At 72.2% G+C, this 19,330-nt stretch carries 18 protein-coding genes; 10 read left to right on the forward strand and 8 right to left on the reverse strand.

From position 1 onward, the window contains the following. Positions 1-11: 11 nt before the first annotated feature. From ACQP2Y_RS37860 to ACQP2Y_RS37890, 7 genes are all read left to right on the forward strand, one after another. Positions 12-1,121 carry an ABC transporter ATP-binding protein gene (locus ACQP2Y_RS37860; protein ID WP_433721073.1) on the forward strand — a complete coding sequence of 370 codons (1,110 nt, stop codon included), beginning with the start codon at positions 12-14 and terminating at the stop codon, positions 1,119-1,121. After that, positions 1,118-2,026, forward strand: coding sequence for an ABC transporter permease (locus tag ACQP2Y_RS37865; RefSeq protein ID WP_433721075.1), 909 nt, complete (start codon positions 1,118-1,120; stop codon positions 2,024-2,026). The genes ACQP2Y_RS37860 and ACQP2Y_RS37865 overlap by 4 nt, the downstream gene beginning before the upstream one ends. Beyond that, entirely contained in the window at positions 2,026-2,865 is an 840-nt protein-coding gene (locus ACQP2Y_RS37870) for an ABC transporter permease (RefSeq protein WP_433721076.1), read from the forward strand. Before ACQP2Y_RS37865 ends, ACQP2Y_RS37870 begins: the two co-directional genes overlap by 1 nt. A gap of 1 nt (position 2,866) precedes the next feature. Continuing rightward, positions 2,867-4,075: a D-mannonate dehydratase ManD gene (manD, locus tag ACQP2Y_RS37875; protein WP_433721078.1), complete on the forward strand. Its 1,209-nt coding sequence runs from the start codon at positions 2,867-2,869 to the stop codon at positions 4,073-4,075. A gap of 81 nt (positions 4,076-4,156) precedes the next feature. Then, positions 4,157-5,602 (forward strand): diguanylate cyclase domain-containing protein, encoded by a 1,446-nt coding sequence (locus ACQP2Y_RS37880; protein ID WP_433721079.1) that lies wholly within the window; start codon positions 4,157-4,159, stop codon positions 5,600-5,602. A 78-nt stretch (positions 5,603-5,680) separates the two neighbouring features. Next, the gene (fdhA, locus tag ACQP2Y_RS37885; protein WP_433721081.1) at positions 5,681-6,928 is read left to right on the forward strand and encodes a formaldehyde dehydrogenase, glutathione-independent; all 1,248 of its coding nucleotides are present in this window, start codon (positions 5,681-5,683) and stop codon (positions 6,926-6,928) included. A gap of 116 nt (positions 6,929-7,044) precedes the next feature. Beyond that, positions 7,045-7,971 (forward strand): hypothetical protein, encoded by a 927-nt coding sequence (locus ACQP2Y_RS37890; RefSeq protein ID WP_433721083.1) that lies wholly within the window; start codon positions 7,045-7,047, stop codon positions 7,969-7,971. On the opposite strand, the gene ACQP2Y_RS37895 is transcribed toward ACQP2Y_RS37890, so the two are convergent. Further along, a complete protein-coding gene (locus ACQP2Y_RS37895; RefSeq protein WP_433721084.1) occupies positions 7,959-8,831 on the reverse strand; it encodes a hypothetical protein in 873 nt (290 codons plus the stop codon). The two genes, ACQP2Y_RS37890 and ACQP2Y_RS37895, sit on opposite strands and share 13 nt — an antisense overlap. Between ACQP2Y_RS37895 and lexA the strand changes: the two genes are divergently transcribed. Further along, the gene (lexA, locus tag ACQP2Y_RS37900) at positions 8,796-9,596 is read left to right on the forward strand and encodes a transcriptional repressor LexA (RefSeq protein WP_433732209.1); all 801 of its coding nucleotides are present in this window, start codon (positions 8,796-8,798) and stop codon (positions 9,594-9,596) included. The genes ACQP2Y_RS37895 and lexA overlap by 36 nt on opposite strands. 6 nt (positions 9,597-9,602) lie before the next feature. On the opposite strand, the gene ACQP2Y_RS37905 is transcribed toward lexA, so the two are convergent. The 6 genes from ACQP2Y_RS37905 to ACQP2Y_RS37930 all read right to left on the reverse strand — a co-directional run bounded on the left by ACQP2Y_RS37905 (position 9,603) and on the right by ACQP2Y_RS37930 (position 15,358). Beyond that, positions 9,603-10,190, reverse strand: coding sequence for a TetR family transcriptional regulator (locus ACQP2Y_RS37905; protein WP_433721085.1), 588 nt, complete (start codon positions 10,188-10,190; stop codon positions 9,603-9,605). Then, a complete protein-coding gene (locus tag ACQP2Y_RS37910) occupies positions 10,180-11,049 on the reverse strand; it encodes an SDR family NAD(P)-dependent oxidoreductase (RefSeq protein WP_433721086.1) in 870 nt (289 codons plus the stop codon). Before ACQP2Y_RS37910 ends, ACQP2Y_RS37905 begins: the two co-directional genes overlap by 11 nt. Positions 11,050-11,064: 15 nt before the next feature. Further along, positions 11,065-12,321, reverse strand: coding sequence for an MFS transporter (locus ACQP2Y_RS37915; protein ID WP_433721088.1), 1,257 nt, complete (start codon positions 12,319-12,321; stop codon positions 11,065-11,067). 45 nt (positions 12,322-12,366) lie between these two features. Beyond that, positions 12,367-13,626, reverse strand: a complete 1,260-nt coding sequence (locus tag ACQP2Y_RS37920; RefSeq protein ID WP_433721090.1) for an MFS transporter — start codon at positions 13,624-13,626, stop codon at positions 12,367-12,369. Between the two features lie 185 nt (positions 13,627-13,811). After that, positions 13,812-14,363 (reverse strand): pyridoxamine 5'-phosphate oxidase family protein, encoded by a 552-nt coding sequence (locus ACQP2Y_RS37925; RefSeq protein WP_433721091.1) that lies wholly within the window; start codon positions 14,361-14,363, stop codon positions 13,812-13,814. Further along, complete coding sequence (locus ACQP2Y_RS37930; RefSeq protein ID WP_433721093.1) at positions 14,360-15,358, reverse strand: NAD-dependent epimerase/dehydratase family protein; 999 nt, start codon at positions 15,356-15,358, stop codon at positions 14,360-14,362. Before ACQP2Y_RS37930 ends, ACQP2Y_RS37925 begins: the two co-directional genes overlap by 4 nt. A 133-nt stretch (positions 15,359-15,491) precedes the next feature. On the opposite strand from ACQP2Y_RS37930, the gene ACQP2Y_RS37935 reads away from it, so the two are divergent. Beyond that, positions 15,492-16,364, forward strand: a complete 873-nt coding sequence (locus tag ACQP2Y_RS37935) for a PfkB family carbohydrate kinase (protein ID WP_433721095.1) — start codon at positions 15,492-15,494, stop codon at positions 16,362-16,364. Then, a complete protein-coding gene (locus tag ACQP2Y_RS37940; RefSeq protein ID WP_433721097.1) occupies positions 16,357-18,663 on the forward strand; it encodes a glycoside hydrolase family 65 protein in 2,307 nt (768 codons plus the stop codon). Before ACQP2Y_RS37935 ends, ACQP2Y_RS37940 begins: the two co-directional genes overlap by 8 nt. A 5-nt stretch (positions 18,664-18,668) precedes the next feature. On the opposite strand, the gene ACQP2Y_RS37945 is transcribed toward ACQP2Y_RS37940, so the two are convergent. Then, on the reverse strand, positions 18,669-19,259 hold the full coding sequence (locus ACQP2Y_RS37945; RefSeq protein ID WP_433721099.1) for a TetR/AcrR family transcriptional regulator: 591 nt from the start codon (positions 19,257-19,259) through the stop codon (positions 18,669-18,671). Between the last annotated feature and the right edge of the window lie 71 nt (positions 19,260-19,330).

Below are 19,330 nucleotides of genomic sequence, written 5' to 3' on the forward strand. Positions count from 1 at the left end.
GGGCAGGCGTCATGACGGCCGCGGCACCGAGCCGGGCGGGGACCAAGGGAACGCGTCCGGGCCACTTCGAGACGCTGCGCCTGGACGGAGTCAGCCGCAGCTTCGGCGGGCAGGCGGCGCTGGCCGATCTCGACCTGACCATCCGGCGGGGTGAGTTCATCGCGCTGCTCGGCCCGTCCGGCTGCGGCAAGTCGACGGCCCTGAACTGCCTCGCCGGGCTGCTGCCACTGACCCGGGGCAGCATCTGGCAGGACGAGACCCGGCTGGACGTGCTGCCGCCCGAGCGGCGCGGATTCGGCATGGTGTTCCAGAACTACGCGCTCTTCCCGCACCTGCCGGTCCGCAAGAACATCGCGTTCGGCCTGCAGATGCGGCGGGTGCCGCGGGCCGAGATCCGCCGCCGGGTGGACGAGGCGCTGCGGCTGGTGCACCTGGAGGAGCACGCCGGCAAGCTGCCCGGGCAGCTCTCCGGCGGGCAGCAGCAGCGGGTGGCGATCGCCCGCGCGGTGGTGCTGGAGCCGTCCCTGGTGCTGATGGACGAGCCGCTGTCCAATCTGGACGCCAAGCTGCGGCTGGAGATGCGGACCGAGATCCGCCGGCTGCACCAGTCGCTCGGGCTGACCACCGTCTACGTCACCCACGACCAGGAGGAGGCGCTGTCGCTGGCCGACCGGCTGGTGGTGCTGCGCGCGGGCCGGGTGCAGCAGATCGGCACGCCGGAGGAACTGCACACCGAGCCGGCCAACTGGCACGTCGCCGACTTCATGGGCTACCGCAATCTGCTGCCGGTGCGGGCGGGTGCGCGGCAGGGCGCGGGCATCACCGTGGAGATCGAGGGGCAGCAGCTGACCGGCACGCCGGTCGGTGAGCCGGCGCCGGGCAGCGAGGTGATCGCCGGGATCCGGCCGGAGGACCTGCGGATCGGCCCGGAGGGCAGCACTGGGGTGCCGGCCGTCGTCGAGGTCGTGGAGTATCAGGGCCGCGAGGTGGCGGTCGAGGCGCGGACCGCCGGCGGCATCCCGCTGAACCTGCGGGCCGTCGACCGGCCCGCGGTCGGCGACCGGATCACCGTCACCGTCGAGCCGCGGCGGCTGCTGGTCTTCCCGGCGGACCCGCGATGACCGCGATCAACGCCGCCTCGGGCGGGGCCCGGCCGGCGCTGCGGCACCGCCTCGCCGAGCGCGGCATCGACCGGCAGTTGCTGCTGCTGATCCCGGCGGCGCTGTTCGTGCTCATCCTCTTCATCTACCCCTTCCTGTACGGCGTGGGCCTGTCCTTCCAGCCGACGGAGGGCGGGACGCTGGGGGCGTACCGGGAGTTCTTCACCGACGCGTACCTGCGGGACACGATCCTCACCACGTTGCAGCTGTCGTTGCCGGCGGCGTTGCTGAACGTGCTGGCGTCGGTGCCCATCGCGTACCGGATGCGGGGCCGGTTCCGCGGCAAGCGGTTGCTGACCACCCTGCTGGTCGTGCCGATCACGCTCGGCACGGTGCTCACCGCCCAGGGCCTGTTGAACTTCCTCGGCCCGACCGGCTGGTTCAACCGGACCCTGCTGAGCTCCGGCCTGGTGGACGCCCCGGTGCGGCTCACCAACAACTACTGGGGCGTCTTCTTCTCGCTGGTGATCACCGGTTTCCCGTTCGCCTTCCTGCTGGTGCTGTCGTACCTGTCGGGCATCGATCCCACCCTGGAACGGGCCGCGGCCACCCTCGGTGCCGGCCACTGGCAGCGCTTCCGGCGGATCACGCTGCCGCTGCTCGCACCCGGGCTGGCCACCACGTTCTGCCTGACGTTCGTGCTGGCGTTCAGCGTCTTCCCGTCGGCGGTGCTGGTCGGTGACCCGTCCGGCACGACCCGGGTGATGTCGATCGCCGCCTACGACGCCGCGTACGTGCGCTACGACTATCCGCTCGCGTCCGCGGTCGCCGTGCTCATGGGGGTGGTCGAGCTGCTGGTCATCGCCGCGGTGCTGGGCTGGCGGGCGTTGCTCTACACCGGATCGACGGCCGGGGGCAAAGGCTGATGGCCGCCCGGCGAAAGATCGTGGCCACCCCGATGGCGTGGCTCGTCTGGGGCGTGGTGCTGGCGTTCTTCGGCTTCCTGGCCGGGGTCATCGGCTCGGTGGTGGTCAGCTCGTTCGGCACCCAGTGGTTCGACACCTGGCTGCCGGTGGGCTGGACCCCGAAGTGGTACGCCCAGTCCTGGGACGAGTTCACGCTGCTGCCGGTGCTGATCGTGACCCTGGAGGTGTCGGCGCTGGTGGTCGGCATCTCGGTGCTGATCGGCGTGCCGGCCGCGTACGTGCTGGCCCGCCGCAGCTTCCCCGGGCGCCGGCTGCTCTATCTGCTGTTCCTGCTGCCGATCCTGATGCCGCCGATCACCTACGGCATCCCGCTGGCCACCGTGCTCTACAAGTACGGCTTCGCCGGCAACCTCTCCGGCGTGGTGCTGGCCAACCTGGTGCCGTCGGTGCCGTTCGTGATCCTGACCATGACGCCGTTCATCGAGCAGATCGACCCGGCGGTGGAACGGGCGGCGCGGATGTGCGGCGCCGGCACCCGGCAGGTCTTCACCCGGATCCTGGCGCCGCTGCTCGTGCCCGGCATCCTGGCCGCCTCGATCCTGGTGCTGGTCCGCACCGTGGGCATGTTCGAGCTGACCTTCCTGACCGCCGGGCCGGACTCGCAGACGCTGGTCGTCGCCCTGTACTACTCGATGTCGGCGGCCGGGATCAGGGCCCAGCAGTCCATCGACGCGATGGCGGTGATCTACACGTCGATGATGCTGGTGCTGCTGGTGCTGGCGCTGCGCTTCGTCAACCCGACCCAGCTGGTCGCCCGGGTCCGCGACGAGGGGGACTGAGATGCGCATCGCCGAGGCCCGGGTGATCGTGACGTCGCCCGGCCGCAACTTCGTGACCCTGAAGCTGGTGACGGACGCCGGCGTGACCGGGGTCGGCGACGCCACGCTGAACGGGCGCGAGCAGGCCGTGGCCGCCTATCTCGCCGAGCACGTCGTGCCGCTGGTGCTCGGGCGGGACCCGGCGCGGATCGAGGACACCTGGCAGTTGCTGTACAAGGGCGCGTACTGGCGGCGCGGGCCGGTGACGATGAGCGCGATCGCCGCCGTGGACACCGCGCTGTGGGACATCAAGGGCAAGGTCGCCGGGCTGCCGGTCTACCAGTTGCTCGGCGGGCGCAGCCGCGACGGCGTCACCGTCTACGGCCACGCCGCGGCCGAGACCGTCGACGACGTGCTCACCGACGTGGGCCGGCTCGTCGGCGCGGGCTACCGGGCGGTCCGGGTGCAGACCGGGGTGCCCGGCCTCACCGGCACGTACGGCGTCACCGCGGACCCGCGCAACTACGAGCCGGCCGGATCCGCCCTGCCCACGGAGGCGGTGTGGTCGACCCGGCGTTACCTGGCCCACGTGCCGGGCGTCTTCGAGCGGGTCCGCGCCGAGTTCGGCCCCGACCTGCGCCTGCTGCACGACGCCCACCACCGGCTGACGCCGATCGAGGCCGCCGGGCTGGGCCGGGCGCTGGAGCCGTACGGGCTGACCTGGCTGGAGGACCCGGTCCCGGCCGAGCTCCAGGAGGGATACCGGCTGATCCGGCAGCACACCACCACCCCGCTGGCCGTCGGTGAGGTCTTCAACAGCGTCTGGGACTGCCGGCAGCTGATCACCGAGCAGCTCATCGACTACATCCGGACCAGCGTCGTGCACGCCGGCGGGATCACCCACCTGCGCCGCATCTTCGACCTGGCCGACCTGTACCACGTGCGCAGCGGCTCGCACGGCGCCACCGACCTGTCGCCGGTCTGCCTGGCCGCCGCGCTGCACCTCGACCTCAGCATCCCCAACTTCGGGCTGCAGGAGTACATGCCGCACAGCGCCGAGACCGACGCGGTGTTCCCGCACAGCTACCGCTACGCCGACGGTTACCTGCACCCGTCCGAGGAGCCGGGGCTGGGCGTGGACATCGACGAGGAGCTCGCCGCGCGGTACCCGTACCGGCCGGCCTCCCTGCCGGTGAACCGCCTGGAGGACGGCACCCTGCACAGCTGGTGAGTCCCTGATCGCAACCGGACCACTCCCCGGCCTGCCTGGTCCAGCGCTTTGCCCGCGTGGCTCGCGGCCGATCAGTGTTCTGTGAAGCGTCTGCCCGCCGGTGCCGTACCCGTGCTCGCCGTGCTCTTCGGGCTGCCCACCGTGCTGCTGCCGGGGTCGGTGACGGCGCAGGTCACGTACCCGATCGGCTTCGGCCTGCTGGTGGTCCTGGCCTGGCTCGGGGTGCGCGGCCGGACCGGCCGCGCCCGGACCGCCCACGCCCTGATGGCCGGCGCGCTGACCGTCTGGCTCGGCGGTGACCTGCTGTACGCGCTGCTGGTCTGGCACTTCGGTGAGCTCGGCGACGTGTCGGCGGCGGACGTGCTGTGGGTGCTCGGCTATCCGCTGCTGGCGGCCGGCATGGTGCTGCTGGTCCGGCTCCGGGCTCCCGGCCGCCTGCGTGAGGCCGCCCTCGACGTGCTCGCCATGGCCACCGTGGTGGCCGCGCTGTTCTGGCAGTTCATGGTCGCGCCCGAGGTCACCGGGAACACGATGTCGGTCGCCGTGCTCTTCACCACCTTCTACCCGTTCGGCGACGTGCTGCTGTTCGCGGCGGGCGCGCTGGTGGTGCTCTCTCCCGGCGAGCGCACCGGCTCCATCCGGTACCTGATCGCCGCCCTGGCCCTCACCTTCGCCGGCGACGTGACGATCTCGGTGGCCACGCTGGTGTTCCCGGAGTTCGACACCTCGCAGCTGGACAGTCTGCTGCTGCTCGGGAACGGCTTGATCGCCGCGGCCCTCTGGCATCGCGACGCGGACGAGCACGCCGGTGCGCCCAAGGCCGACACCCAGCGCCTGCACCCGGCCCGGGTGGTGTTCCTGGGCGTCTCGCTGCTGGCCCTCCCGGCGATCAACGACGTGCGGATCAGCGACCAGGTGATCCAGCGGCTCACCATGCTCAGCGCCATGGTCATGCTCACCGTCATCGTGCTCATCCGGTTCACCCTGGTGGTCCGCGAGCAGGAACAGGTGCGCGCGGCGCTGGCCCACCGGGCCACCCACGACCAGCTCACCGGGCTGGTCAACCGGCAGGAGCTACACGTCCGGCTGACCGCCGCGCTGCGGCAGCGGGCCGGCGCCGGCCCGGTGGTGCACTTCCTCGACCTCAACGGCTTCAAACCCGTCAACGACCGGTACGGGCACGCGGCCGGCGACTTCGTGCTCATCGAGGTGGCCCGGCGGCTGCGCGCGACGGTACGGGACACCGACACCGTGGCCCGGCTGGGCGGCGACGAGTTCGTGGTGGTCTCCGCCGCGGTCGACGACGTCGCCGCCGTCACCGAACGTCTCCGCAACGCCGTCGCGGCCCCGTTGCACCACGACGGCCACGACCTGCGGATCGGGGTCAGCGTCGGGCACGCCTCGGCGGCGGACCTCGAGCACCCCACGTCGGACACCCTGCTGGCCGCGGCCGACGCGACCATGTACCGGGAGAAGGGCGCCACGTATGCGCCTGATGCGACTATCGGCATGTCTCGTACATATTGATGGTTCTTTTTGACCTACGACGCGAGAAGCATGGGAGGTCCGGCCCACAGGCGAGGGCGAGCAGGAACGGAGCACAACATGACGGGCAACAGAGCGGTTGTCTATCAGGGTCCCGGGCAGGTCGAGGTCCGTGACAGCGACTACCCGACGTACGAGATGAAGGACGGTCCGGGCGTCAACAAGGCCAACGTCGGCCGCCGCACGCCGCACGGCGCGATCCTCAAGACCGTCGCCACCAACATCTGCGGCAGCGACCAGCACATGGTCCGGGGGCGCACCACCGCACCGGAAGGCCTGGTGCTCGGGCACGAGATCACCGGCGAGGTGATCGACACCGGTTCGGACGTGGAGTACATCAAGGTGGGCGACATCTGCTCGGTGCCGTTCAACATCTCCTGCGGCCGGTGCCGCAACTGCAAGGAACGCAAGACCGGTGTCTGCCTCAACGTCAACCCGGACCGGCCCGGCTCGGCGTACGGCTACGTCGACATGGGCGGCTGGGTCGGCGGGCAGGCCGAGTACGTGATGGTGCCGTACGCCGACTGGAACCTGCTGAGGTTCCCCGACCGGGACCAGGCGATGGAGAAGATCCTCGATCTGGCCATGCTGAGCGACATCTTCCCCACCGGCTACCACGGGTGCGTGAGCGCCGGCGTGACCACCGGATCAACCGTGTACATCGCCGGCGCGGGCCCGGTCGGGCTGGCTGCCGCCACCTCGGCGTTCCTGCTGGGCGCGGCGGTGGTCATCGTCGGCGACCTCAACGCGGAGCGCCTGGCCCAGGCCCGCAGCTTCGGCTGCGAGACGGTCGACGTGTCCCAGGGCGACCCGGTGGAACAGGTGCAGCAGATCCTCGGCCGCGACGCGCCGGCGATCGGCCAGCCGCTGGTCGACTCGGCCGTGGACGCGGTGGGCTTCGAGGCGCGGGGGCACGGCGAGAACGCGCAGACCGAGATGCCGGCCACCGTGCTCAACTCGCTGATGGACCTCACCCGCGCGGGCGGGGCGATCGGCGTCCCGGGCCTCTACGTCACCGGCGACCCGGGCGGCGTCGACGACGCGGCGAAGCACGGCTCGCTGTCGATCCGGCTCGGGCTGGGCTGGGCCAAGTCGCACTCGTTCGTCACCGGCCAGTGCCCGGTGATGAAGTACAACCACGAACTGATGATGGCGATCCTGCACGACCGGGTGCAGATCGCGAAGAACGTGAACGCCACCCCGATCCCCCTGGACCAGGCCCCGCGCGGCTACCAGGAGTTCGACCAGGGCGCGGCCCGTAAGTACGTCCTCGACCCGCACGGCACGATCAGCAGCCGGGCCAACTGACCGCCGGACACCGGGAGCGAGCGGGCCGACCGGCCCGCCCGCTCCCGACTTGTGGCAGGCGGTCGTAGCCGGAAGTCGGCAGCCGGGATCCCGCCGTCGATGGTCCGCTGGTAGCCGTGAACGCCCGCAAACCCGCTCTCGCGCTGCTGCTGACAGCTCCGTTTCTCGGCGAGACGCTGTCGACGGCGACGCCGCCGCTCGACCTGATCCAGCCGTGGCGACTACCGGTGATGATCGCGCTGTACGGCTGCGGCGCGCTCATCTGCCGCGAGCTCACCTACCGCTACCGGCTGGGCCTGCCCGGTCTGTGCCTGCTGGCCGCCGCGTACGCCGTCTACGAGGAGGCGCTGGTCGACCGCTTCTGGTTCGATCCGCGGTACTGGGACAGCGTGGGTGTCGGCTCCTTCAGCGAGGTCTGGCACACCAACCTGCTGATCGCCGCGCATCTGACCGCCTTCCACATCGCGGTCAGCATCTGCTCGTCGGTCCTGCTCGTCGAACGGGTCTTCCCCGCTTCCCGGCAACGCCCGTGGGCCGGTCGCCGCGGCCTGGCCGTCGCCGGGTCGGCCCTCCTGGCCGTGCCGGTGCTGACCTACGCCGACTTCGCCCGCGCGCCGGCCGGTCAGCTGCTCGCCGCCGGCGGCCTGTGCGTCCTTTTCATCGGGTGCGCGTTCCTGACACCACGCCTTCCCCGGCGGCCGACTCCGGTCTCCCGCACGCCCAGACCTCGTCTCCTCGGCCTCATCGCGTTCACCGCAACGGCGACTCACTTCGTCCTCGTCTACACCGTCCCGTCGACCGGCGTCAGCTGGCCGATCGGCACGGCCACCGCCCTGCTCCCGATAGCGCTGGCCGTCCTGCTGATCCGCCGCCTGATGACGGGCGACGGACTGTGGGCCGTCACCGGGATCCTCGCGTTCTTCCTCATGCTTGACGCCGTGGTCGGGTTCGGCGGCCGCTACGACCTCACCATCGGCGCTCTCGCGGCCGCGCTGGCCCTGTGGTGGATCCACAAGCGGAGCGCGCGGGCTCAGGTGCGGTGATGTTTCTTCACGAAGGTGTAGCCGGGGGCGAGCGGGCTGGCCGGCACCTGCTCGCTCTCGACCGCCTTCTCGTGCAGCGTCACCTGTTTCTCCGAGGGCTGCGCGCCCGGCGGGAGTTTGCGGACGAAGCCGTTGACCCAGTGGTCGCGGCGGTCGGCTCCCTCGCCCTCGGCGAAGTCCGGATCACCCGGGTACGGCGCCGGCTCGACCAGGGGCGCGTAGAACAGCATTTCGGCCGGCTTCTGGCCCTCGACGGCGGGATAGGACGGGTAGCCGGCCTTGTCGACGCTGCCCGGCACCCGGGTCAGGTAGCCCTCGCGGATCAGCTGGTCGACGGCGTTGCGGAGCAGGAACGTGCCGCGAGCGCCCCGGCCCAGCCCGCAGTGCGCGGCCAGTCCTGACTCGGCGAGGACCGCGCTGCCGTCGGAGAAGACGCGGCCGAGTTTGCGTACGGCGTGCAGCACCTGACCACGGTTGGATTTGCCGGCGTCGAACTCGCGGGTGACGACCCTGGGGTCGTACTCGTGGTAGTAGTTCACGCCGTCGACCCGCATCGGCTCTTCCAGCGGAGCCGTCCGCACGACGATCTCGTCCTTGGCGGACTGCCACGACACGGTGACGAGCACGCCGGGGCGCAGGTCGGCCGGCCAGACGATGTCGCCGAACTGCCATTCGACGTCCTGGCGCAGGGCGGTCTCGAAGACCTGCCGGGCGGGCGTCACGCCGTGCTCGCGGTGCTCGAGCACGAGCGGGATGGCCGCGCGGTCCTGCAAGGTCTCGACGCATTCCTCGGGGGCGGCGCAGACGCCGCCGTCGAGATCTGCCTGCCAGAGGGCGAGTCGACGGGTCACCCGCACCATGATCCACCTCCCTGTGCCCCCGGGCCCGCACCGACCCTACCCCGCCGTTCACCGGCCCGGACCGCCCCGGATGGGCGTGCCGGACGGCCCCCGGCGAGGCGGATAGGCCAAGATCGTGAGGTGCTACTGGCTGAGGATCTCGACACGTCCACGCTCACTGATCGGCAGCAGGCGATCCTGTCCGTCATCCGGGACTGGGCGACCCGGTACGGCTACTCGCCGTCCACCCGCGAGATCGCCGACGCGGTGGGGCTGGCCTCGACGTCGTCGGTCAGCCGCCATCTGCGCATCCTGGAGGAACGTGACTTCCTGCGCCGGGGTGGCGCCACCACCCGCCCGATCGACGTCCGCATGTTCCTGGAACCGCCGGCCCGGGCCGAGGGCGACGCGACGACGGTGACCCTCCCGCTGGTCGGGTCCATCGCCGCCGGCAGCCCGATCCTCGCCGAGGAGACCCTCGACGAGACCCTGACGCTGCCGCGCGAGCTGGTCGGCCGGGGCGAGCTCTACTGCCTCCGGGTACGGGGCGACTCGATGATCGACGCGGCGATCTGCGACGGGGACATCGTGGTGGTGCGGCGCCAGAGCGAGGCCTACAACGGGGACATCGTCGCCGCGATGATCGACGAGGAGGCCACCGTCAAGGTCTTCCGCCGCCGGGGCGGTCACGTGCTCCTGGAGCCCCGCAACCCCGCGTACGAGGCCATCGACGGCGATCATGCGGTGGTGCTGGGCAAAGTGGTCTCGGTGTTGCGCCGGGTCTGACCGGTCTCAGGAGGCCCGGCCGGCGAGGGGGAAGCCGGTCTCCAGGTAGCCGACCGCGCGCGTGACAGCCGTGCTGCCGGTCGCTCCGGACCGGATCGCGGCGAGGATCGCCCCGGTCAGCGCGCCGGTGAAGACCCGCGCCTCGAAGTCGTCCGGCCCGGGTCGCAGCCGGGCGACGAGCGCTTCCGCCAGCACCGTGACGACGCGGGCCAGCTCGTCGAGCTGCGCCTGCCGCAGCTCGGGTACGGTGTCGACGAGCCGGCGGCGTTGCTCTTCCTCCTCGTTGCCGACGCGGGCCAGGCCGGCGTCGACGGCCCGGCGGAACGCGGTGAGCGGGGGCAGGTGGTCGGGCTGCTCGGCGAGGGCGGCCAGCATGATCGCTTCGAGGTCGTCGGCCAGGACCACGCGTTCCTTGCCGGCGAAGTAGCGGAAGAAGGTGCTCGGCGAGACGTCGGCGGCCGCGGCTATCTGGTCGGTGGTCGTCGCCGCGTACCCCTGCTCCGCGAAGAGCCGCAGCCCCTCGGCGCGGATCCGGTCCCGGATCTGCGCCTTCTTGCGCTCCCGCAGGCCCGGACGGCCGGGGTCAGCCGGCATCGGGGCTGCCCACCAGCTCGGCGGTGTGCTTCCCCAGCTCGCGCTCGGCGGTGGCGTCACCGGCCGGCGCGACGGCTGTGAGGGCCTTTCCCGTCTTGGCGGAGTAATAGCCGCCGGTCCGGCCGGCGAGGGCCGGATCCGTGGCCAGGCGGACGATGCCGGCCGTGCCGCGCCGGGGGTCACCCACCCGCAGGGCCTTCAGGACCCGCTCGATCGCGCCCGCGAAGCGCACCTCGCGGCCGAGGCCGGTCACGTTGAAGCCGGGGTCCAGCGCGTTGGCCGTCACGCCGGTCCCGGCCAGGCGGCGGGCCAGCTCGTTGCTGAACATGATGTCGAGCAGCTTGGTGCGGCCGTACCTGAGGGAGGACTCCCGGGCGGTGAACGAGGAGGTGTCGGTCAGGTCGGCGGGCAGGTCGAGGGTGCCGTGCCGGCGGGACGCCTCGGAGGCGACCGTGACGATCCGGGCCGGTGCGGCAGCGATCAGCGTCGCGCGCAGCGCCTCGGTCAGGACCCAGGGGGCCAGATAGTTGACGGTCACCATCTCGGGGAGACCGGCCGGAGTGGTCCGCGCCGAGAAGGCGTGCAGCCCGGCGTTGTTGATCAGCACGTCGATGCGCGGATGCCGGGCGGCGATGTCGGCGCCGGCCCGCCGGACCTGATCGAGGTCGGCGAGATCGGCCGCGACGAGGTCGACGACGGTGCCGGGGGCGGCGCTGTCGATCCGGGCGCGGGTGGCTTCGGCGCGGGCGCTGCTGCGGGCGATCAGGACCAGCGCGAATCCGCGCCGGGCCAGCTCGATCGCCGCCAGCTCACCGAGCCCGCTGGTGGCGCCGGTGAGCACCGCGATGGGGGTCGTCATATTTTGACAGTACTGTCATTTGATAGGGCTGTCATTGTGTTGCGCGTCATCGGTGTGCGCGATGCGGCTGGTCTCCCGCCAGAGGAGCAGCACGAAGACCGCCGAGCCGGCGAAGGCGAACCAGAACGGCGCCGTCACTCCGTAGTGGGTGGCCAGGGTGCCGCCGATGGCCGAACCGACCACCAGCCCGCCGTACAGGCCGATGGTGTTGACGCTGGTGACGCGGCCCTGCAGGTGTGCCGGGACGGCCCGCTGGCGGATGGTGATCGAGGTCGTGTGCCAGACGAACGCGTGCGCCCCGAAGACGAAGAAGATCACCAACGCGACGGGTGCCGAGGTGATCAGGGCGAGGGCCAGGTGGGTGAGCGTCTCGAAGATGAGTCCCGCGCGCATGACGTTGCCCAGGCTCACGCGGCGGGTGAGCGAGCCGTAGATACCCGTACCGACCAGGCCGCCCAGGGCCATCACCGTGGTGAGCGCGCCGAAGCCGATCGCGCCGAGGTCCAGCCGCTGGGTCGCGTACAGGACCAGCACCGACCAGGCGGCACCGAAGGTGACGTTGAAGATCATGATGGTCAGCACCAGCGTGCGCACCGCCGGGTTGTGCAGCACCCACCGGAAGCCCTCGGCGATGTCGCGGCGCACGTCGCCGCGAATCCGGTCCGCGGTACGGCCATGGGGCGGCAGCACGACTTTCGAGATCAGGAGCACGCCCGCGGTGACCAGGACGAGCTCGGCCGCGAACGGCCAGCCCACCCCGGCGGCGAACAGCACCGCCCCGATCGACGGGCCGATCAGCTGGTCCAGGGTGAGCAGCCCGGTCTGCAGCCGGGAGTTGGCCAGGGCGAGATCGTCGCGGTGCACCAGCATCGGCGTCAGCGTGGTCACGGTGTTGTCGGCGAACACCTCCGCGGTGGCGAGCAGGCCCAGCGCCACCAGCGCCCCGGCGACCGAGATGGTCCCGGTGGCCAGCGTGACGGTCAGCACGCCGAGCACCGCGACCCGGGCGAGGTTCGCCGCCATCACCACCCGGCGGCGGTCGTGGCGGTCGGCCAGCACACCCGCGTAGAGGCCGAACACCAGCGGAGGCGCCCAGCGCAGCATGGCGGCCAGCGAGATCAGGAACGGGTCGTGGGTCAGCGAGGCGAGCAGCAACGGGCCGGCCGCGGTGGCGATGCCGTCGCCGAGATTCGTCGACCAGGACGACGCGATCAGCCAGCGGAAGCCCGTACCGAGGCGCGCCGGCACCAGGATCTCCGCTGCTCTGCCCACAAGGCGGGAACCCTACGTCCGGCGCCGCCGAGCCGCACCCGGATATCACTCCCGCGGGGCGGGGAGGTCGCGGCCGAGGCGGGCGATCGGCGACAACGCCATCAACAGCGGGGACAGCAGCAGGCCGGCGGCTGTCACCAGCAGGCTGGTGCGCAGACCCCACTCCTGGGCGAGGAAGCCGCCGGCCAGCGAGCCGAACGGCAACAGACCCATCCCGGCGAAGTTGATCGTCGCGGCCGCGCGGCCCTGCATCCCGTACGGCGTGACGGCCTGCCGCACCACCATGACGGTCACGTTGATCAGCTGACCGAAGGCGCCGAACACGAAGTTGATCGCCACCAGCAAAGGGACCGTCACCGTGGGCGGGCCGTGCAGGGCCGGTACGCACAGCAGCACCCCGTCGCCGATCACCGCCGCGGTCACGAGCACGACGCCGTACCCGAATCGGCTCGGCAGCCGCGCGGCCAGCAGCGAGCCGACCAGCGCGCCCGGCCCCGTAGCCGCCAGGGCCAGCCCGATGGCGGTGCCGGACAGGTGCAGCTCCCGCGGCAGGAAGACGAGGTACGCGGTCATCGTGGCCGCGAAGAAGAACTGGTACGCCGCCGAGGCGAGCCCCACGGTCCGCAGGAACGCGTCGCCGGCGACGAAGCGCAGGCCCTCATGGATCTGCCGCCAGATCCGCGGGACGCGTCCGGTGCGCGCGGGAACCGACTCTTCGCGGCGGATCCGCACGATGGACCCGAACGACAGGACGAAGAACAGCGCGCTGGACGCCACAGCGATCGGCGCCGACAGCAGCGACACCAGCGTCCCGCCGAGGGCCGGGCCGCCCATCTGGGCCGCGGACCGGCTGCCCTCGATCAGGCTGTTGCCCTGTCCGAGCTGGTCGGGTCGCAGCAGCCGCACCAGGGAGGCCTGGTAGGCCAGGTCGAAGAAGACCGACAGCGCCCCGACGGTGAAGGCGACCACGAGCAGCATCGGCAGGCCGATCCCGCCCAGCAGCACGGCCAGGACCGCGCCGGCCAGCGCCACCGCCCGGCCGAGGTCCGCCAGCACCATCACGGTACGGGTACGCCACCGGTCCACCCACGCACCGACCAGCAGCGACAGCAGGAAGACCGGTGCCTGCCCGACCGCACGCAGGACGCCCAGCTGACCGGCGTCGGCGTGCAGCGTCAGGACGGCGAACAGCGGCAGGATCACCAGGCTGGCGTGCTCGCCCAGCTGGGAGGCGGTCTGGCCGGCCCAGAGCCGGCGGAAGTCGGAGTCGCGCCACAGCGGACGGGAGACAGCGGAAGAAGGCACAGTGATCCCTTGGGAGGAGGCAGAGAGGATTCGCTGTGCCGCGCGATCAGGGGCAGCACGCGATGACCGGCCGCATGCGGCCTACGACGTCAACGCGCGCTCGGACGACCGGGCATCTCTCAGCTCCTCGTGGGGGTCACTCGCCGCCCGACCCTAACCGCCGGCGGCCGGGCGGGACAGCGAATTCAGTCGAAGGCGGGCAGGCCGTCGATGCTCGCCTTGTTCTTGCGCCGGCGGTACTCGGCCAGCTCCTCGTCGCTGCGCCGGGAGCTCCAGCGGGTCAGCAGGTCACGGTCGCCCTCGTACGTCATCAGGGGCACCGCGTAACCGCAGGAGTCGCTGACCCGGTGCACGTCGATGTCGATGATGGACCGCAGACCGTGCAGATCCGGCGGCGCGGCGAACGAGGTCAGCAGTTCCGCGTACCCCGGGTCGGTGGCCGTCACGACGCGACCGGTGCCGTACAGGCGCACGATGTTGGGCTTGCCGTCGAACGCGCAGAACATCAGCGTGATCCGGCCGTTCTCCCGCAGGTGCGCGGTGGTCTCGGCCCCGCTGCCGTGGAAGTCGATGTACGCCACCCGCAGCTCGCCGAGCACCGCGAAGGTGCCGGCCATCCCCTTCGGCGAGACGTTGACGTGGCCGTCGGCACCGGTCGGCGCGGTGGCCACGAAGAACATGGGCTGGCTGACGATGAACTCCCGCAGCCGGCTGTCGATGTTGTCATGCACCTTCATGCCGCCATGCTCCCCCACGCGGCGAGCAGGGCGCGTTCCCGGTCCGGGCTGAGGCCGGCCCGGCGCGGCCGGTCCAGCCCTTCGGCGCGCTCGTAGGCGAGGACGTCAGTGACCAGCTCGGCCCGGTCGCGGTGGCGCAGGCCGGCGGCGACGGCCGCGGCCCCGGTACGGGTGGACCAGCCCTCCCAGCCCGGCTCGACGAGCCACATCGCCAGCGAGTCGACGCCCATGTACTGCTCGACCCCGCGTTCGGCGAGCCACTGCCCCGGCACGCGTACCACCGGGCCGGTGTGCCCGCCGATCCGGCGGCTCAGCTCGACCCACTCGCCGAACGGCACCGTGGGCCCGACGACGTCGTAGGCGCCCGCGGTGCCGCGCTCGGCGCAGTCGAGGATCCAGGCGGCCTGGTCCCGGACGTCGACGACCTGGGTCGGCGCAGCGGGGGTGTCCGGGACGAGCATGGGCTCCTCGGGGGCGCGGGCGGCGCGGGCCACCCAGGCGCCGGAGCGGCCGCTGGCGTCGCCGGGGCCGCCGATCAGGCCGGACCGGGCGACGAGCAGCCGGTCGCCGAGCGCGGCGGCACTCGCCCGCTCGCAGGCCACCTTCGCCTCGCCGTAGAGCTCCCGGCCGACCTCGTCCTGGTCGGTGGGTTCCCGCAGCGGCGACGACTCGTCCGCGCCGGGGGTGTCGAAGGCGGCGTAGGCGTTGCCGGACGACACGTACGTCCAGTGCCCGGCCCGGGCGGCCAGTGCGTCGAGGGCGGCCCGGACGAAGCCGGGCTGCCAGGAGACCTCGACGACCGCGTCCCAGGACCGCTGCCGCACCTCGTCGTAGGCGGCCGGGTCCCGCCGGTCGGCCGTGACCAGCCGGGCGCCGGGCGCCGGGTCGCCGCTGTGGCCCCGGGCCAGGCAGCTGACGGTGTGGCCGCGGCCGACGGCCTGCCGGGCGACCTCCCGGCCGAGGAACTGGGTGCCGCCGAGGATGAGGATGTCCATCGACCGATCTGATCAGCGCGGGTCACCCGGCGACAAGCCGGTTCGCACGCGGCGTAACCCCGGGCCGGCATTGTCAGCTGCCTCTCAGCCGCCGGTTCGTGCAACGGGCGTTCTTCCGGGTATGAGACGGACCGTGACGACACCAACTGCGGCCGTGGTCGGTCAGCTCGCCCGGGATCTTGTGCTGTCCGTCGATGATCTTCCCGGGCCCGGCTCCTCCGCCGACGCCACCGACCGGCGCGAGCAGCTGGGCGGCAAGGGCGCCAACCAGGCGGTCGGGCTGGCCCAGCTCGGGGTGCGGCCGACGCTGGTCGCCGTGGCCGGCGACGACGCCATCGGCGACGTCCTGCTCGACCAGGCGAAGCGCGACGGCATCGATGTCTCCGCCGTCGTGCGGCGCAGCGGGGTGCTGACCGGGCTGATCGTCGAGGTTCTCTCCGGTACGGAGTACCGCTACATCGAGCACCTGCCGCTGCTCACCGTGGCCGACGTCGAGGAGCGCGCCGACACGATCCGGCAGCAGGACGCGGTGGTCGTCCAGCTTCAGCAGCCCGCCGACGTGTGCGCGGCCGCCGCCCGGATCGGGCACGAGGCCGGCCGGCTGGTGGTGCTCGACGGAGCCACCTCGGACGACGCGCTGCTGGCCCGGGCCGACGTGGTGCGCGCCGATGACAAGGAGGCGGAGCTGCTGCTCGGCGTACCGCCGGAGGACATGCGGGACGCGGCGCGCAAGCTGCTGGAGAAGGGGCCGCGGCTGATCGCCGTCGCGGTCGACGACGGCAACCTCTTCGTCTGGGCCGACGGGGACGTGCACGTCCCGCTCACCGACGACAAGGTGGTCGACACCACCGGCGGCGGGGACGCGTTCGTCGCCGCGCTGACCGCGTCGCTGCTGCGCGGTGATCCGTACCCGGAAGCCGCCCGCCGGGCGACCGCGGCCTCGGGCGCCACCGTCGGGCACGCCGGCGGCCGCCCGGACCTTTCCGGTACGGCCGCCCGTGGCTGACATCGCAGCGGCCGAGCCCTGGTGCGTCCGCGAGACCGGGCTGTCCGAGGACTCGCTCAGCACCGCCGGACTGCGCCACGCCGAATCTCTCTTCGCACTGGCCAACGGGCACATCGGTCTGCGCGGAAACCTGGACGAGAACGAGCCCCAGGGCATGCCGGGCACCTACCTCAACTCGTTCTTCGAGCTCCGCGACCTCCAGCACGCCGAGGCCGGGTACGGCTACCCGGAGCTGTCCGAGACCATCGTGGACGCGCCGAACGGCAAACTGATCGGGCTGTCCGTCGACGACGAGCCGTTCGATGTGCGTACCGGTGAGCTCGTCACCCACGAACGCGTGCTGGACCTGCGGACCGGCACCCTGCGCCGCGAGGTCGCCTGGGTGTCGCCGGCCGGCGCGGCCGTGCGGATCGTCAGCACCCGCCTGGTCTCCTTCCCGCACCCGTCGGTGGCCGCGATCCGCTACGAGGTGACCGCCGGACCGGGCGTGCGGCTGCGCGTCGAGTCCGACCTGCTGGCCAACGAGGAGCAGCCGGAGCAGCGCGACGACCCGCGGGCCGCGACCACTCTGCACAACGCGTTGCGGCCGGTCCGGCACAGCGACGACGTCCTGGAGCACCGCACCCGGCGCAGTGATCTCGCGGTCGCCGCGGCCGTCAGCCACCACACCACCGGCACGCAGACGGTCACCAGCGAGCCGGACCGGATCCGCTGCACGATCACCGGCGAACGCACGCTGCGGGTGGACAAGTTCCTCGCGTACGCGTGGGGCGCCGAGGCGTCGGCGGACCGGGCCCGCCAGGACCGCGATGCGGCGGTGTCGCTCGGTTTCGACGCACTGGTGGCCGACCAGCGGGCGTATCTGGACGAGTTCTGGGCGGCCGCGGACGTCGAGCTCGACGGCGACCCCGAGGTGCAGCAGGCCGTCCGGTTCGGCCTGTTCCACGTGCTGCAGGCCGGCGCCCAGGCGGGTCCGCACCCGATCGCGGCGAAGGGCCTGACCGGCAACGGGTACGACGGCCACACGCTGTGGGACACCGAGTCGTTCGTGCTGCCCGTGCTGACGTACACCCACCCGGCCTGTGTCGGGCTGGCCCTGCAATGGCGGCACGGCACCCTCGAGGCGGCCCGGGACCGGGCCCGGGAGCTGCGCCTGGCCGGCGCGGCGTACCCGTGGCGGACGATCAGCGGCGCGGAGTGCTCCGGCTACTGGCCGGCCGGTACGGCGGCCCTGCACGTCAACGCCGACATCGCCGACGCCGTGCTGCGCTACGCCGCGGCCAGCGGGGACGACGACTTCCTGGCCGGGGCCGGGCTGGAGATCCTGGTCGAGACCGCCCGGCTGTGGTGCCGGGTCGCGCACGTGGCCGACGACGGCGAGTGGCACATCGCCGGGGTCACCGGCCCGGACGAGTACACGGCGCTGATGGACGACAACGTCTTCACCAACCTGATGGCCCGGCACAACCTGCGCGGCGCGGCCGAGGCCTGTGCCCGCTTCCCGGCGCAGGCCCACGACCTGGACGTCGGCGCCGACGAGCTGGCCGCCTGGCGCGAGGTCGCGGACAACCTGCACCTGCCGTACTCCGAGGTGCGGCAGGTGCACGAGCAGGCGGCGGGCTTCACCGGGCTCCAGGAGTGGGACTTCGCCCAGACCAAGGACGACGACTACCCGCTGATGATGCACTTCCCGTACCTGGACCTGTACCGCAAGCAGGTGATCAAGCAGGCCGACTTGGTGCTCGCCATGGCGTTGCGCTCGGACGCGTTCACCGCCGAGGAGAAGGCCCGCAACTTCGCCTACTACGAGGCCCGTACGGTCCGCGACTCGTCGCTGTCGGCGCCCGCGCAGGCGGTGCTGGCCGCCGAGACCGGGCACCTGGAGCTGGCCCACGACTACCTGGCCGAGGCAGCACTGCTCGACCTGCGGGCCGGCGGCGAGGCCAGCGGGGACGGCCTGCACATCGCGGCGTGCGCGGGCTCGTGGATCGCGCTGGTGATGGGCTTCGGCGGCCTGCGCGACCACGGCGGCCGGCTGAGCTTCGCGCCCCGGCTGCCCGAGCACCTGCCCCGGATGTGCTTCCGGTTGCGCTGGCGCGAGAGCAGCCTGCGGGTCACGGTCACCCCGGCCGAGGCGACGTACGAGGTGAGCGGGCCCCCGGTGGAGATCACCCACCACGGCGAGACGCTGACCGTGGACGGCGACCCGGTCACCCGGCCGATCCCGCGCGGCGAGGACCGGGCCGCGCCGCCGTCACCGCGCCCGCCGCAGCGCCGCCGCGACGCCCTGGAGGCCTGAGCCGGCTATCCGGGCCGGTGCGGATCCGGCGGTGGTGCCGTGGCCAGCAGCTGGAAGCACGGCCGGAGCAGGTCGATGATCTGCTCCGGGGAGGCGTCGGCGAGCCGGCCGAGGCGCAGCAGGTACCGCTCGATGATCACGCCGTGCACGATCGCGCTGAGCAGGCCGGCCCGCAGGTCGGCATCGGCGGCCGGGATCGCGGCGCTGATCTTGCTGAGCTGCGGCTCCCCCGCGGCCCGGTAGCGCTCGGCGGCGTCGGCGTTGGTCAGCATGGAGCGCAGGACGGCCAGGGAGCCGACCGGCTCACTGTCCAGGCGCCCGGCCAGCGAGGCGAGCAACGCCTCGGCCAGCTGCTCGGCGCTGCCGGCGGGCAGTTCGTCGGTGGGGAGGCTCGCGGCCCGCGCGAAGAGTTCGTCCTTCGAGCCGAAGTAGTGCATGACCAGACCAGGATCGACACCGGCGGTCTTGGCCACCGCCCGGATCGTGGTGCGGTCGTAGCCGAGGTCGGCGAACATCCGGCGGGCCGCGGCCAGAATGCTCTCCTCGCTGCGGCGGCGCTGCTGGGCCCGGGTCGGCTTGGGGCTCGGGTCGGTCACCCGTTCATTCTACGGACGTTGACTGAAGGCATCCTTCGTTCTACGGTCGTTGAATCAACGCCTGTTCGATG

This window comes from Actinoplanes sp. CA-051413 (assembly GCF_050955795.1).
Lineage (GTDB): Bacteria > Actinomycetota > Actinomycetes > Mycobacteriales > Micromonosporaceae > Actinoplanes.

What these genes read in the sequence shown, in the direction of transcription:
- ACQP2Y_RS37860 (WP_433721073.1), top strand. Translation starts at nt 12, where the DNA reads ATGACGGCCGCGGCACCGAGCCGGGCGGGGACCAAGGGAACGCGTCCG.
- ACQP2Y_RS37865 (WP_433721075.1), top strand. Translation starts at nt 1,118, where the DNA reads ATGACCGCGATCAACGCCGCCTCGGGCGGGGCCCGGCCGGCGCTGCGG.
- ACQP2Y_RS37870 (WP_433721076.1), top strand. Translation starts at nt 2,026, where the DNA reads ATGGCCGCCCGGCGAAAGATCGTGGCCACCCCGATGGCGTGGCTCGTC.
- manD (WP_433721078.1), top strand. Translation starts at nt 2,867, where the DNA reads ATGCGCATCGCCGAGGCCCGGGTGATCGTGACGTCGCCCGGCCGCAAC.
- fdhA (WP_433721081.1), top strand. Translation starts at nt 5,681, where the DNA reads ATGACGGGCAACAGAGCGGTTGTCTATCAGGGTCCCGGGCAGGTCGAG.
- ACQP2Y_RS37895 (WP_433721084.1), bottom strand. Translation starts at nt 8,831, where the DNA reads ATGGTGCGGGTGACCCGTCGACTCGCCCTCTGGCAGGCAGATCTCGAC.
- ACQP2Y_RS37905 (WP_433721085.1), bottom strand. Translation starts at nt 10,190, where the DNA reads ATGCCGGCTGACCCCGGCCGTCCGGGCCTGCGGGAGCGCAAGAAGGCG.
- ACQP2Y_RS37910 (WP_433721086.1), bottom strand. Translation starts at nt 11,049, where the DNA reads ATGACGACCCCCATCGCGGTGCTCACCGGCGCCACCAGCGGGCTCGGT.
- ACQP2Y_RS37925 (WP_433721091.1), bottom strand. Translation starts at nt 14,363, where the DNA reads ATGAAGGTGCATGACAACATCGACAGCCGGCTGCGGGAGTTCATCGTC.
- ACQP2Y_RS37930 (WP_433721093.1), bottom strand. Translation starts at nt 15,358, where the DNA reads ATGGACATCCTCATCCTCGGCGGCACCCAGTTCCTCGGCCGGGAGGTC.